This window comes from Leucobacter sp. BZR 635 (assembly GCF_048061935.2).
In the GTDB taxonomy this organism is placed as follows: Bacteria; Actinomycetota; Actinomycetes; order Actinomycetales; family Microbacteriaceae; genus Leucobacter.
This window is the reverse complement of the sequence record NZ_JBLUNZ020000001.1, coordinates 15,314-30,941: the sequence shown is the minus strand read 5'-3', so window position 1 is coordinate 30,941 and position 15,628 is coordinate 15,314. Positions and strand designations below refer to the sequence as shown.

The 15,628-nt window shown below is 66.8% G+C and carries 6 protein-coding genes; all 6 read right to left on the bottom strand.

The features are described 5' to 3' along the window. On the bottom strand, nucleotides 1–3,110 hold a 3,110-nt coding region (locus ACI1US_RS00105), incomplete at its 3' end, for a hypothetical protein (RefSeq protein WP_461637167.1). Continuing rightward, a complete protein-coding gene (locus tag ACI1US_RS00100) occupies nucleotides 3,107–5,248 on the bottom strand; it encodes a hypothetical protein (RefSeq protein ID WP_461637165.1) in 2,142 nt (713 codons plus the stop codon). The genes ACI1US_RS00105 and ACI1US_RS00100, both read right to left, overlap by 4 nt. 6 nt (nucleotides 5,249–5,254) lie before the next feature. Beyond that, on the bottom strand, nucleotides 5,255–8,719 hold the full coding sequence (locus ACI1US_RS00095; protein WP_461637163.1) for a tubulin-like doman-containing protein: 3,465 nt from the start codon (nucleotides 8,717–8,719) through the stop codon (nucleotides 5,255–5,257). A gap of 73 nt (nucleotides 8,720–8,792) precedes the next feature. Next, nucleotides 8,793–11,063, bottom strand: a complete 2,271-nt coding sequence (locus tag ACI1US_RS00090) for a vWA domain-containing protein (protein WP_461637161.1) — start codon at nucleotides 11,061–11,063, stop codon at nucleotides 8,793–8,795. Between the two features lie 275 nt (nucleotides 11,064–11,338). Beyond that, nucleotides 11,339–15,043: a transcription-repair coupling factor gene (gene mfd, locus ACI1US_RS00085; RefSeq protein ID WP_416549795.1), complete on the bottom strand. Its 3,705-nt coding sequence runs from the start codon at nucleotides 15,041–15,043 to the stop codon at nucleotides 11,339–11,341. Further along, on the bottom strand, nucleotides 15,040–15,627 hold the full coding sequence (gene pth / locus ACI1US_RS00080; protein ID WP_461637169.1) for an aminoacyl-tRNA hydrolase: 588 nt from the start codon (nucleotides 15,625–15,627) through the stop codon (nucleotides 15,040–15,042). The genes mfd and pth overlap by 4 nt, the downstream gene beginning before the upstream one ends. Nucleotide 15,628 lies beyond the last annotated feature (1 nt).

The window sequence follows — 15,628 nt, the reverse complement described above, 5'->3', positions numbered from 1 at the left end:
GCGCTCGCCGGGGCGGTGCGCGTGAACCAGCCAGCGACCCGCCGCTTGAGCCGCGCCCACCAGCCGAGCCGCTGGGGCCTCTCGTAGCCTCCGCGCTCAGCTGCCTCCGCGATGCGCGCCTCGCGTTCGGCGAGATCCTCCGCGGTGTCCCCGGGGAACATCACCAGGGCCGGTTCGCTCCCGGCGGTTTCGGGCTCGGGTTCGTTCAGCCAGGCGAGATAGTCCGTGACGATGCCAAAGATGCGCTGCCAGTGGCGTTCGACGGCCACGCTGAGCCCCAGATCGACGAGGCTGTCCTCCACGATGTAGATCGCTTCCTCGTCGCCCACGGTCTGGAACTCCGGGAGCAGTTCGCCGAAGTGCTGCTCGGGATCTGCGGCGAGCGCGACCACGAAGGGGTGCCCGCCGGGGAAGAGGCTCACGAAGAGCTCGTTGAGCAGCACGGCGATGGTGCCGCGGACGGACGGAGTGCTCCCGGGCAACGCGATCTTCAGTGCGTCTTTCGCGATGTAGCTTCGCTCGGCGAGATCCGGCACCGTGACCACCCGCGCGTCAGCGAGCTGTGAGCGCGCGGAGAGCTCGAGATAGCCGTGCGTCTGCACGCGCAGCGAGACGAGTTGGCGCTCGGCCACGATCTGGCTGTCGGCTCGCCGCGGCGCGGATTCGTCGGCTGGCTCGCACCGGTCAATGCTGAAGCTGCGCAGCTGCCGGTAGGCGGGGCGCCCGGTGATGTGTTCGGCCGCGCGCCGCAGCACGACCTCGGCCCCGTGGCCCTCGGCGCCGAATCGGAGCACCTCGTAGTATTTTCCGGCGACCGTGATGAACTGTCCCGGCAGCAGCGTCTGCTGCACGTGGTTGTGGAGGCAGCCGCCGATGAAGTCGCGCCCCTCCGCCTCGTCCTCGACAAGGAAGTAGGCGGCGCCGAGTTCGTTGAGCACCCGGTCGAGCACGGTGCCGGCGGGGATGCGGAAGCTGCGCTCTGCGGTCTCCCCGTACCCTGCGGCGCTCTCCGGGGTTTGTTCGATGCGCACGCCGGACAGCCCCAGGTAGGTGTCGATGAGTTCACGCAGCAGCACGCTCACCGGGGCCTCGATCATCTCGGAGCTATTCTCATCGGGTTCGGAGGGCACGCAGCCGACGAGTTCGAGCTCGCGCAGCAGCACGGATTCGCTGATCGCGTAGGCCGAGAGCATCACGATGAGCCGCAGCACCGTGTTGCGCCTCGTGCGCGCGTAGTCGGGCACGATCGACGGGATGGCCTTTGCGTCGACCGAGAAGAGCTCGCGGTTCAGCACCATGTAGTCACGCAGCAGGTAGTCCTCGCTGATGAGGTTGATGAACCCGCTGTCGGTGGAGCGTGAGGCGAAGAGGCGGATCGATTCGTAGACGTTTGAGAGTTCGTCTTCGACGACCAGGAAGCGGTGCTTGGCGCGTTCGAGCCCGAGCGGGTTCGCGCGCGGTCTGAGCGCCGAGTCGAGCGAGCGCTGCGACAGCGTCATCTCGGCGAAGGAGTTGATCTTGCCGTAGTACTGCCCTGCGATCCACGACATGTCGACGACGGGAAACTTGTCGCCGCCCACCCACTCGACCTCTGCGACGTGATACTTCAGTGCGACCGCCGCGATCTCGGTGCCGACGCCCAGGTAGCGTGCGACGCCCGGCATGATCTGCGCGGCGAGCTGCGGCCCGCTCGCGTCCCACACCATCGCCGAACTTGAGCCGAGGGTCTGGCCGGTGGCGATCACGTCGGTGATGTTCACCTTGAGCAGGTGCGAGAGCGCGTCGACGAGACCGTCGTGGTTGCGGTCGATGGCGACGTACACGGGCGCTGTTCCGCGGCCGAGCCGGGAGACGACGACGCTCAGGCCGAGTTGCCCGGTCGCGAGGATGCGCGAGGGTTCGATGAGCAGCACCGTCTCGACCCCGCGGAAGAACTCGTCGTGTTCGCGGAGCAGCTCGAGGTTGTGGAGGTCTGCGAGCCTGAGCACTCCGACGTCGAGGTCGTCGTCGCGGCCGGGCGTGAGGGTACCCACGTTCCAGAGCCCCGGCACCCCGGTGATGCTCTCAAGGGCTGCAGTAAACCAGTCAGAGATTTCGCCGGCCCCCGAGTCACGCCCGAGCACGATCAGACACTTGCCGCCGTTGAGCAGTCGGATGTAGCTCGGCAGCGCGAGCGTCATGCCGAGGTCGGCGTAGAACGGAGTGTTGATGAGGGTGCTTCGCCCGCGGAGCACCCCGATTGAGGTGTGCACGAGGTTCTCGTCGATCTGTGCCCCGGCCTGCTTCGCCTCGCTGAAGAAGCGCCCGAAGAGCTGTTCGATGTATTCCTCGGAGTGCGTGAGTTCGTCAAGCGCCGCGTAGGAGTCGAGCGAGTAGGGGTTTGCGAGGTCGACGCCTTCGTCGAGCACGCGGCCCGCAAACGTCTCCCTGAACACCTCGCGGACGGCCGCGTAGTTGACGATGCGGCGCGATGCGTCGTCTTCGCCAGTGAGCTGGCCGCGAGCTTCCTCGCGGGTGAGTCCGTCGAGTGCCCACCAGATCTCCCCGAGCACGAGCACGGCGAGGCCGGGGAACGCGATCGCGGTGAACGCGGGGGCTGCCGGGTAGGCGCTCATCGCCCAGAGCAGCACGAGCGTCACGAGGAGGCTCACCCAGTACAGCACCTGCAGCAGTAGCCGCACCTGGCTCAGCCGGTTCTTCACGTTCCAGCGGCCCGATGCGACGTCGTAGTCGTAGAACTGTTCGACGACCGCGCTGCCAGGGAAGCGTTCGCCCGAGAACAGCCGGTGTGCGATGGGGCGGTAGGCGAACTTCAGCGCGAGAAACACCAGCACGACCGCGACGTTCTCGATGATGTAGAGCCACTGCGTCTGGTAGAGCCGCTCAAGAAACGGAATGAGCTGGAAGAGCCCCGCAAGGACCCGGTCGAACCAGGCGTTGAAGCGGTAGAACACGACCGCGATGACGACCGCGTAGCCGATCGCGATCACGGGCATCACGAACTGCTGGTGCCGCTGCTCCCGCTTCGTGTTCGCGGTGCGCAGCAGCAGCAGAACGCCGAGCAGGATCGACGCCGAGAGTAGGCCCTGCAGCCCAGACAGGCCGGTCACAGTGCCTCCTCCGCGGGTTCGGGGGCCCGGGTGTCTTGCAGCACCAGCCGGGTCAGCGTCAGCCTCGTCACGAAGTCATACGGTGCGGAAATGAAGTCTCCAGAGTCGTTGAAGGGAATCTGCGATTCACCGGTGGGAAACCCGAACAGCCCTCGGTCCGGGTCGTCGGTGAGTGGGTCGAAGGTGTAGAGCCCGTCGGGGATCCCGTGCATCTCCAGGGGCACGCCCAGGCCGCGCACGATCTCCTTCTCCTCATCGATCCGGCGCACGATCCGCTCACGAAGCGCCCGCTGCTGCCGCAACGCCACCGCGCGCGCGTCGCTCGTGAGCACGGAGGCCCTGATGCGGTCGGCACCGCGGCGGTAGCTCACGAAGGTCGAGAGGAACTCCGCGAAGCGATCCGCCCCGTTCTTCACCACGTTCACCTCGGCCCTGATCGCGGCGTTGAAACCATCGATCCGGCGCAGCAGGAGCAGCTTCATCGCCCACAGGGTCGCGAAGCCCGCGATACCCAGAACACCGAGCACGAGCAGCACGAGTCCGGCACCGTGCAGTAGTGGCTCCGGCCCGCGCCGACCGGCCTGAAACAGGTACGGCACGAACGCGGCAAGCCAGACGCCGAGGCTGAGTAGAGCGACCGCCGCGATGGTGGAGCGCGGCATCCGCTGTTCGATGTGGCCGCGCATCGCGCGATCCCCCGAGCGGATCGCGCGATGGATCCCCTCCTTGTCCAGGATCCGCGCCGTGGTCGGCACCACGAGGCCCTCGAGCCGCTGCGCGAGCGCATCGTCGAGCTCCTCGCGCCCGAGCTCGGTGAGTGGATCCTCCGGCTCGGGAACGGCCACGGCAATCGCGCGCGCATCAGCGACCGCGCGCACGACGGCGCGGCGCGGCTTGCGCATGAACAGCGCCGCTCGGCCTGAGACGCCGTTCACCTCGCCCACCCACCGCCCGAACTCGTCGACCGGATGATCGGTCGCAAGGCCGTAACCGCTGTCGCTCACCTGCAGCTCGTCGCCCCCGAAGTCGTCAAACGCCACCGGGGTCTCGACGGTCTGCAGCACGTCGTCGGCGGCGGCCGGCTCGCGCGGCAGCGTGCGAATAATGCGGTCGAGTCGGTCCCGCGCGTGCGCGAGCTGCGAGAGGTGCTCGTTGAGCATGTGCCCGAGCCCCTCGTCGGCGAACTCGACGCCGAGTTGGTACACCCGATCTGCCTGGAACCCGCCCGGCGGAAACTGGTTCGTTGCGGTGGTGAGCACGCTCAACCAAAACCGCAACTGGTCTTGTTCGTAACCCGAGTTCTCGGGCTCGAGCAGGTCGTAGACCGCGAAGCGACTCATCGGCGGATAGTCGTTGCGCTCAATAAACCGCGACGGAACGTGCGCAAGCTCCGAACTCCAGGCCCTGCGCAGCTCCGCCTTCTCGTCCTCCTCAACCGGGGCGCGGGTCGCGACGAACACGACCTCAGAGGGGCGCACCTCCTTCATCGCGTAGCGGTTCACGAGTTTCGCGTGCTCACGCTGTTCGGCGTCGCTGTACGGCACCTCACGGAAGAACCTGCGCACGTGATTGTGTCGCTCACCGATCGACATCGCCGCGAGCGCGAACCACTCCTCCTCCGTGCGGTCACGATCCAGATCCACCGCGGCCTCCGGCCCAGCAGCCTGCGCAGATTTCCGCGCGCTCAAGCGCGCGACGAGCGCCCGCGGCTCCCCCGTCACGAGCTCACCCGTGTCGCGATCTTCATACTGCAGATACGGTTCGAAGTGCTTCGCGGAGAGCTGCGGATACCCGAGCAGGATGTGGGCGATCCGAATCAACGCGTGGGGCGAGTCAGCAAGGTTGAGATTCGGATTGAGGTTATCGAGAAAGTCGAAGGGGTTCTCGGCGTCGCGAATCGCCCCGGTCTCGTGGGCGGGCAGCCCGCGGGGGTGGTCAATGACCACCGCCCGCCAGGCAGCCTTGCCCTTGATGAGCTCAGGCAGGCCGGGGACCGCCTCGTACATGTGCCTGGCACGCGGCGACTCGTCCCAGGCGCAGAGCGCGATCTCGCCCGACTCAATGTACGGCTCGAAATAGGTTCGCACCGGCTCAAAAATCGCCCGCGCGCTCGCGCTGAGCAGAATGACCGTGAACACGGAGGCCTAGTTCGAGGTGCGCAGGGTGTCGTCAACGGCGACAGCCCGAGTCGCGAGCTCGAACATGTCGTACTCCTCGGCAAACGCCTTCACCGCGCGCACGATGGTGCGCAGCTTCCTGGTGAACGACTTGCCCGCCTCGCCGCGGTACACGGGAATGTTCTCCGCGAAACGCTCGAACTGCGACCGCACGACCGCGTCGACCTTCGCTGGAGCATCCTCCACATCTGTGATCGCGCAGATCTCCGCGCGCAGCACGGTGAGGAAGTTCGTGGTCATCGCGAACTGCAGCTCCTCAATGTACTCCTCAGACGGCGTCGACAGCGCGTAGAACGCAGCAACATCGAACACCGAGAAGTCGAGGCCCTGGAACGCGGGGAACTCACGCCGCAACTGGTCGAGCCGGAGGCCCTCGGCGACGGTGCGCCCGAGGGTGCTGTCGTCGAATGTCTCGAGCCGCATGTGCTCGCGCTCCTTCGCGTTCTTCCTGGCAATAGCCGAGAGAATGTCGTCGACCGCGACCGGATTGATGGTGAGCGCGTCGACAACCTCGTAGAACTGGTCACACGGGGTACCGTTCGAGACCACGAAGTCCTCGTCGCGGCTCGTCGCCGACTCGAAGCGGTACACGTTGCTGCTGCCCGCTGCCGCCTCGGCCCAGTCGATCCGCCGATACGCGAGGCCGAGCAGGAAGGCGCGGTGAATATCGAGGAGGATCGACGCCTGATGCGAATCGTCAAGATCCGGCAGCTCCGAGATGGAGTGCCAGCGGCGATCGACGTGCGGCGTGATCACCTTCGTCTCCCCCACCGTCGGGCGGATGCCGGACACGAGGTTGTAGTAGGCCGAGAAGTACTCGCCCGCGGGTCGGTGCTCGGTCGCGGCAACCCGCTCGGGGGCGAACTTCGAGAGGTCGCGAGCGCGGATGCCGTAGATCGCGTTGTAGAAGAGGATCTCGTGGAGGCTGATCTCCGCGTCGCGCTCGCCGCCGTAGTTGCCGAGCAACTCAGAGATGAGGCTCTTGCGCTTCGGGTCGGCGTCGCCCTCGATCGCCGGGTTGTAGGCGCAAGCCACGATCGGGTGCCGCTCCTCACCGAGGGGCTGCTCGATGAACGGGGCAGCGAGGCGCTTCGCCTTCTCAATCTCGTCGGCGACGTAGTGGCTCGCGTTCTCCAGCCCGTAGTCGCCACTGAGCACCCGGTACTCCCGCTCGAGCGACTGGATGATGTCCATCTTGATCTGCTCGCCGTAGGTGCCCATCACCTCCCGCGAGAAGTACCCGAGGATCGTCTGCGAGTACAGGTCGCGGAAGAAGCCCTCGTCTTTCTCGTCGGTGAGCAGGTGGTACGCGCGCACACGGTTGTAGATGTCTTCCGACAGCTGCGAGTCGAGCGTCGACACCTTGCCCTGGTACGTCATCGTGTCGTACAGGCTATCGAGACATGCCGAGGAGGCCATGACGTAGCGCGTGGTCGAGCCGTTGAGGTCGTCGTACTTCGTGCGCTCCTGCTCGATCTTCGTGGAGAGCCGCTTCAGGTTGCCGTCGAGCGACACGAAGAAGCGTTCGAAGGCCTCGGTGAGGCCCGCCACGTACTCCATCGCGTCGGTGAGGACGACCCGGTAGACGATCTGGTTGCCGTACTTCTCGGTGTTGGCGAGGTACTTGTAGAAGTCCTCGACCATGTCGCGCTTCTCCTTGCCGGGCTTCTTCGTGAGCTTTTCCTTCAGGGACAGCCGGCGGGTCGCAAACATGTCGGCGTCTTCGACCTCTTCCGTGTCGGGATCGTCGAAGTGCTGCTCCTCGAAGTCGCGGAAGTAGTTGCGGCTCGCCTCCATGTCTGACTCGAGCCGGGTCTTCTCAAGCACGAGCATGCGCGCCGTCTGGTACAGGAAGTAGCGAGCGGAGACGGGATGGATGAACGTGCCAGTGATGCGGTCGCGGAGGTAGGTCTCGAGCCGGTGGGCGTCCTTCTGCTTCGTTACGGCGACGTTGTCTGCCTTGAACAGCGTGTACCCGAGCACGCCAGCCTGCTCTTCGGCGTTCCGCTCGACCTTCAGGAGGTGCCGCTCGAGGTCATCGAACAGGGCGGTGTAGCGGGAGTTTTCGACCTCCTGGTCGAGCCCCTGAATGTTGCCCTTGATCTCCATCGCCGAATCGGCGTTCGCGGAGTCAACGCCCTCGTTCTCGACAAAGGCCTTGAGGTTTCCGATGTAGGTTTCCCACTGGTTGCCGGTGACGCTCACGCGCTCCTCGTCGAAGGTGAGGCACTGCTCCTGCACGGCGCGGGCGAAGGGGTCCTTCGCGTTCGCCGCGCTCTCGATCGACTTGATGAATGTGTCGCCGCGGTCAAGGTCGCGCACCCGCACGCCCGCGTCACGCTGCTTCGCGTGCGCGGCCTGCATGTCTTTGAAGGCCGCGTCGAACTGCAGCCACTGTGACGACAGCGCCTCGTTCGCCCAGCGCAGCCCCGTGACGTCGCGCACGTGCTGCCACGGATACACGAGGCGGGACGCCCCGGCTCCGGCGTAGCGGTTTCGGCCGTCGTTCTTGATGACCTCGCGGAGCACGTTGTCCTCACGCGAGTTCGACTTCTTCGACATCGGTCCGATCGACAGCGTGTAGATGCACGTCGCGGCGTGGTCGAGGTAGGAGGCGAAGGAGTCGAGGCTGCCACCGTCTTTGTTGTTCGCGTCGAACAGGAAGCAGAAGTCGTACGGCATTCCGCTCACCTCCTCGACCCCCGCGGCACCGACGCGGGGAAACTCGAACTTCAGGTCCGCGTACTGCGGGCCGAGGGTGTTGTCACCCTTCATGAGGAACGCGTCGAGCTCGCGCACCGCGGCGTAGGCGTTCACCTGGAGGTTCTGCTGCTCCTCCGCGCCCGGAATGACCTTGTAGAACACGTCTGGCTGAATGAAGAAGCCGCGCGTGATCGCCTTCGCCTTCGGAAACTTCGCCTTGAGGTAGTTCGACAGGTACATTGCGACCGACAGCAGGATCCCCGATCCTGTGCCGCCCGCGAGCGAGCTCGCGATGATCACGCGCAGCGACTGCTCCTCCTGGTCCTTGTCGATGCGAAACAGCTGCTCGATCGCGCGGTGCAGGGCGGTGAGGTTGCCGGCCTTCAGGGTGGTGTCGAAGGCGAGCCGCGAGATCGCGCGCACCTGCGCTGCGCCATCAGTGAGGGTCTTGCGATTCATCAGCTCGTTCACGGGGAACCAGTTGTCGCGCGCGTTCGTGTTAATGCCGAGGTACTCGCCCACGGTGTTGCGCGTCGAGGTTTGGATCGTGAAGATCTCGGGGCTCTGCTGCCGGATCCTGCCGAGGTCTCCGCCGTCGGTATCGAAAGCGACGAACGCAATGCGGTCAGACTGCGCCGTCTCCGACTCCTTCACCATTTCGTGGACACGCTCGACGATCGCGGATCCCGTGCCGCCGAGGCCGAGGATGAGTGTGGGTGCTATGGGCATGGGATGGTCCTTCCAACGGATACTGCTGAAACTGGGAAAGTGAGTGGGTACTGCGGAAAGTCTGGATCGTGAATCATTTGCGTCCCGGGCTCCTCGTCTGGTTGAGCTGCATGTCGTAGCTGCCCTCGGGGCTCGCAACCGTGACGACGCTGCTGCCGCGGAGCGAGCGCACCTTTGTCGTCTCCTTGGTGAGTTGCTCGCCGTCGAAGGAGACCCTCCCGTTCGCGGCGACACTCTTCCAGTTCGTGACGTCGAAGCGGCCGCCGCCGACCGCCTTAATCTTCAGCGCGGGCATCCCGCGCATCGCAGACGGCGGTTTGATGGTGCCGGTCTCGGGCGCGTACGGGATGAGGAGGCCGCCGCGGTTGCGCTCGAACTTCGCGTCGAACTGCGCGCGCCTGCCGCCGAGTGCCTTCGGCCGGTAGTCGACGAGCGGCCGCTGGCGCATCTTCTTCGGCAGCCTCCTGCGGAATACGTACCCGAGCACCCAGATGAGCACGATGAGGGCGAGGAGCCACTTCCAGCCGGTTTTCGCGAACCAGTCGACGGCGCGATCCCAGAACGAAATGTCGTCGGTGATCGTGAGCGTTGTGTCGTACTGCGATTCGTTGAGCTGTTCGTCGTAGACGTGGGACGCCTCGATCGACACGGGAATCTCGCCGGTGGCAGCCTCATAGATGTCGCCGCCCGGAGCGCGCGGCACGAGGAACACCGCGCCGGGCTCCTCCCCGACCGAGATCTCGAAGTCGAGGCCCGGCTCCGTCGACGTCACTGTGAAGGAGTCTGCGGAGAACGACGCCCACTCCTCGGTGCCGAACTCGGTCGTGGTGCCGTTTTCGTTGATCGCGTAGTGCAGCCGCAGCGCGCCCTCGGGGGCCTGCAGCTCGGGGAGCTTGCTCACGGCGAAGCTCGTCGGCTCGGAGCGAAACGCGGTGGGCTTGGCGGGGCGCAGCACGTGGAGGTCGATGACCGCTTCTGAGGTCTTCCCCTCGAGGTAGCGGGCCTTCACCGCGAACTGCGCGTCCCCGCGCTGCAGCGTGATCACATCGCCCGGGGCGAACGACTCCGCAACAAGTTCGCCGTTCTGGATCACCTCCGCCGAGAACTCCACATCGCCGAACAGGTCGGACTCGATGAACTCGCAGTCGGCGTTCATGAAGCCGAAGTTCACGGTGTACTCGCCGCCCACGATCTTCTCGGCGTCGACGCGCGCGCCCTCTGCGTCGGTGAGTTCGATGCCGAAGGCAACGTGCGGCGAATAGAACACGTCGACGGTCTGCGCGCCCTGAATATCGACAACGCTCGTGCCGGCGGGAACGTCGACGAAGCTCGCCAGCGTGCCGCGCAGCGCCTCGTTCGGAACCGCGGGCACCTTCGCGCCATCGACGAGCGCATCCTGGTTCTTCACCCACGACACCTGCACCCGAGATTCCGGTTGCAGCGCGGTTCCCGCGGTGGTGAGCGCGCCGATCTTCACGTCCGCGCCCTGCGCAAACACGAGCACCTGGTCGAGGTCGACGTCTGGGTTGAGCTGCCCGGGCGAGGACTGCGGCAGCAGCGTCCTCGCGAAGATCATGTTTGAGAACGCGGTCATCTTGCCGAGCAGCTCGGCGGTCTGCGGGGCCGCTTCGAAGAAGACGCCCGCTGCCGGGTCGTTGGTGAGCGTCGGCGCGTCAGGGCCGATCGCGAGGAAAGCGACCTGCAGCCGCGAACCGTTCGCCGTGCCCTCGGCGGCGAAGCGTGTGAGGTCGGACTGCACCTCCGCGGTCGCGCGGTCGTTGAACTCGCCGTCGGACAGAATGACGAGCCATTTGTCGGGGGCGCTTCCCAGCGCGAGATCGGCGGCGGCGACCGGCACCGGGGCGTACGGTGTTCCGCCACCCTGCAGCTGGATCGCGTGGATCTTGGCGACGCGATCGCTCGCGGGCTCACCGCCGCGCATGGACACCAGCGGGCCCGCTGTCGCGCCCGCCCCGAAGTCGCTCATGCGGTACACGTTGAGGGTGTCGTCCTCCCCCATCATGGCCGCGAATACTTCGAGCGAGTATTTGGCGTTCGACCAGCGGTCAAGGGCGGTGGTGCCGTCGAAGAACATGGAGCCCGAGTCGTCGATCACGAGGTTCACCTGTCGGCGGCGCTCGGGCTGCGCGTTCACGCCGGTGCCGCACTCCCGGGCGGCCGCGGCGGGCGCGGGGGTCTCGGCCGCGGCACTCGAGCGCGCGGCGGCGGTGCCGGTCAGTGCCTGGGTGCTCGCGGCCTGCGCGTGGGTGCCCGCGCCGACCGCCCACTGCAGAAGCAGCAGGGTCAGCACGACGAGCACGACGACCCCGAAGGCACGGTTCAAGCGAGCTCGTAGTACACGCACCATCGCCTCCGATCGGCCCAAATAATTGCTCGAGGACCGAGCGCTTATCGTCAGCGTAGGAAGCGCCTGTTCGCCCTGTCAACCCTGAACGACTGAGGCACCCTCAAAGATCTTTTCCCAGATCAGCGGCGATTTAGGTGTTCCGATTCGGACATTCCTGACGAGTTCCGGAGGCTTCGCGGAATATCAGAACACGCGAGCGAACGCGCCGCGCCACTCCGGTGAGGCCCAGACCGGCCCAGGGGCGTGGTGGGCTACTCGGTGCCGGACACCGGCGCCGGCTCGGTTTCGAGCAGCGCCGCGATCACGTTCGACGTCCACGCGACGATATCGCCGTCTTCCGGGGTCGACCGCTGGCCGACGCCCGCGAGCGGGCTGCGCGCCGAGGCCGTGCCGCCTGGCAGCGGGATCTGCAGCGTCTTCGTCGTCTCCGTGTATTTGCCGCCCGGGTACATGCGATTCATCCGCATCCGGCGGGAATCGAGCAGGGTGACCGGCTCCATGCGCAGCGTCGGGCCGAGCGCCACGACCTTTGTCAGGCCGAGCAGCGAGGCACGGCGGCGCAGCGAGGAGACGCCAGCGAGGCGCAACACCTCGGCGGGCGGCTCCCCGTAGCGGTCGGTGAGTTCTTCGAGCACGAGCGAGACGTTCTCCGCGGGTGCCTGCGGGTGCGAAGCGGCCGAGAACTTCTGGTACGCCTCGAGGCGCAGTCGCTCGCTCTCCACGTACTCCTCGGGAATGTGCGCGTCGACCGGCAGCTCGAGGATGAGCTCGGTGTTTGTCTGCACGTCCTCACCCTTAAACGTGCTGACGGCCTCGCCGATCATGCGCAGGTACAGGTCGAAGCCGACGCCCGCGATGTGGCCCGACTGTTCGCCGCCGAGCAGGTTGCCGGCACCTCGCAGCTCGAGATCCTTCAACGCGACCTGCATGCCCGAGCCGAGCTCATTGTTCGCGGCGAGTGTCTCAAGCCGCTCGTTCGCGTGCTCGGTGAGCGGCTTCTCGGCGTCGTACAGGAAGTACGCGTATGCGCGCTCGCGGCTGCGGCCCACGCGGCCGCGGAGCTGGTGCAGCTGACTCAGACCGTACTTGTCGGCCTGGTCGATGATGATCGTGTTCGCGTTCGCGATATCGAGGCCTGTCTCAATGATCGTCGTCGAGACAAGCACGTCAAACTTGCGCTCCCAGAAGTCCTGCACGACCTGCTCAAGCTGGTGCTCGGAAAGCTTGCCGTGCGCGACGGCGACGCGCGCCTCGGGCACGAGCTCCGCGATTTTCGCTGCGGTGCGCCCAATCGAGCTCACTCGGTTGTGCACGAAGAACACCTGCCCCTCGCGCAGCAGCTCGCGGCGAATAGCGGCCGAGATCTGCCGGTCGCTCCGGGGGCCGACGAAGGTGAGGATCGGGTGGCGATCCTCAGGCGGCGTCGCGAGCGTCGACATCTCGCGGATGCCGGTCACCGCCATCTCGAGGGTGCGCGGGATCGGCGTCGCGCTCATCGCGAGGATGTCGACGCCGGTCTTCAGCGCCTTGAGCTTGTCCTTGTGCTCGACACCGAAGCGCTGCTCCTCGTCGATGATGAGCAGTCCCAGATCTTTGTAGATCACGCTGTCGGCGAGGAGGCGGTGCGTGCCGATGACGACGTCGACGGTGCCGGCGGCGAGGCCCTCGATGGTCTCCTTCGCTTCCTTGTCGGTCTGGAAGCGGCTGAGCGCGCGCAGCTGCACGGGGAAGCCCGCGAAGCGGTTCTGGAACGTTTCGAAGTGCTGGTTCGCGAGCAGCGTCGTCGGCACGAGCATCGCGACCTGCTTGCCGTCTTGCACCGCCTTGAACGCGGCGCGAATCGCGACCTCAGTCTTGCCGAAGCCGACATCGCCGGCGAGCAGCCGATCCATCGGCACCGGGCGCTCCATGTCGCGCTTCACCTCGTCGATCGTGGTGAGCTGATCGAGGGTCTCGGCGTACGGGAACGCCTCCTCGAGTTCGCGCTGCCACGGGGTGTCGTCGGAGAACGCGTGCCCGGGCGAGGCCATACGCGCCGAGTAGAGCTTCACGAGTTCGACGGCGATGTCGCGAACGGCCTTGCGGGCCTTCTTCTTCGCCGTCGACCAGTCGCTGCCGCCCATCTTCGACAGCGGCGGCGCCTCGCCACCAACGTAGCGTGAGAGCTGGTCGAGCTGGTCGGTGGGCACGTACAGCTTGTCGCGCGGCATGCCGCGCTTCGTCGACGCGTACTCGATGACGAGGTACTCGCGCAGCGCCTTTGTCGCGTCGCGGCCGACGCCCGTGGGCACCATGCGCTGCGTGAGCTCGACGAACTGGCCGATGCCGTGCGTCTCGTGCACGACGTGATCGCCCGCGACGAGCTTGAGCGGGTCGACGACGTTCTTGCCGCGGCGACGGGCCAACTTCTGCCCGGTCTGGCCCTGTGACGTGACCGTGCGACCGAAGAACTCGGTCTCGGTTTCGAGCAGCAGCTTCGCTTCTTCGCTCTCGAAGCCCTGCCAGGCGATCCCCGTCGCGAGGTAGATGACGCCCGCCTCGAGCGTCTCAGGCAGTTCGTCGACGATGCGTGCGGCAGCCCCGGCCTCGGCGAGCAGGTCGCGGGCGCGCTCCACGAGCCCCGCGCCCTGAGCGGTCACGACCGCTCGCCAACCGTCGCTCACGCGCTGACTCAGGTGCACGAGCGCCTGCGCGGTCGCGTCGCCGTCGCCCGCGTTGCGGCGCACCGCGCCGCCGTGCACCGTGACGATTGCGTCGTCGACGCCGTCAATCACGGTCAGGCCGCGTGGCTCCTCCCCCTCCAGGGTGGCGGGCTCGTCGCCGGCGTCGCGCACGAAGCCGGTCATGCTCCACCACGGGCGAAGCCGGGAGGCGCGACGGAGTTCTGCAACAGTGAGCATTCCGCTGTTGCCGGTGGGCACCGGCGCATCGGCACCGGCAGTCGCGGCGTGCCAGGCCGCCTCAAGGAACTCGCGATTGGTGTCGGCGAGGCTCACCGCGCGGCCAGCGATGCGCTCGGGCGACACCACGAGCACCGCGCCGCCCTCGGGCAGCAGGCTGGTGAGCGGCGCGAGCCCGTCGACGAGCTGCGGCAGCAGGCTCTCCATGCCCTCGACCGCGATGCCCTCGCTCATCTTCTCGAGCATCGTCGACAGCGCAGGGAACTGCGGCAGCAGCTCGGCGGCGCGCAGCCGCACGTCGTCGGTGAGCAGCAGCTCGCGTGCCGGCCACAGCTCAAGCGTTTCGACGGGGTCGCCGGCGCTGCGCTGGTCGGACACCGAGAAGCGGCGAATCTGGTCGACCTCGTCGCCGAAGAAGTCGACGCGCATCGCCTGCTCAGCAGCGGGCGGGAAGACGTCGAGGATCCCGCCGCGCACGGCGAACTCGCCACGCCTCGTCACCATGTCGACTCGGGTGTAGGCGAGCTCAACGAGCCTGCGCGAGAGCGCTTCGAGGCCGTGGCTGCCGTCACCGATCTGCGGCTCCGCCCCGGCGCGCAGCACGACGGGCTCAGCATGCGCAGCGTGCGGCGACACCGGCTGCAGCGCCGCGCGCACCGACGCGACGACCACGAGCGGTCCCGCCTCCGACTGCGCCGAGTTCTCGCTGTAGTCGCGCAGCATCCGCAGCGCTTCCGCCCGGCGGCCAACGGTCTCGGCGCTCGGGCTCAGCCGCTCGTGCGGCAGGGTCTCCCACGCGGGGAACTCCGTGGTGCGGGCTTCGGGAATGAGCGAGGCGACGGCCTGGCGGATCGCGTCAGCCTCACGGCTCGTCGCCGCGATGAGCAGGTAGGCACCGCGGTCGCCGCCCTCGCGCCGCCTGCGAATGAGGCCGGCGATGAGGGGGGCGCGCAGTCCGTCTGCGACCGAAAACTCGGAGTCGACGGGGGCGGCGTCGAGCGCACGCGCGAACGACGGTGCCGCCTGCAGGAGGCCGTCGAGCCCTTTCAGGCTCACCGCGATCCTCCGTGGAAGCGCTGCTGCGTCGCTGTGAGGCCGTCCGTCACGAGCATCTCGCTCGCATCGGCGGCGTCTTCGAGGAGCACCGCGAGCGTGTCGCGCTCCGCGGAGGCGAAGGGCTTCAAGACAAAATCGGCGGGATCCTGCTGGCCAGGCGGCCGCCCGATCCCGATCCGCACCCGCAGAAACTCAGGGGTGCCGAGCGCCTTCGCGATATCGCGCAGACCGTTGTGGCCGCCGTGCCCGCCGCCCTGCTTGAGCTTGAGCGAGTCGAACGGCAGGTCAAGCTCGTCGTGCAGCACGATAACCCGCTCGGGATCGACCCCGAAGTACTTCGCGAGCGCCGACACTGGCCCGCCCGAGGTGTTCATAAAGCCGTTTGACTTCGCAAGGATCAGCTTCGGGCCGCCCGGAACAAGCCGTCCCTCGGCGACACGGGAGTTTGTTTTGTGGGGCGAAAACTTCGCACTCATTCGGGTCGCCAGCACGTCAAGCGCCATCTGCCCGACGTTGTGCCTGGTTGCCTCATACTTCGGGCCTGGGTTGCCGAGTCCCACGACCAGCCAGTTGTCACTCGCCACG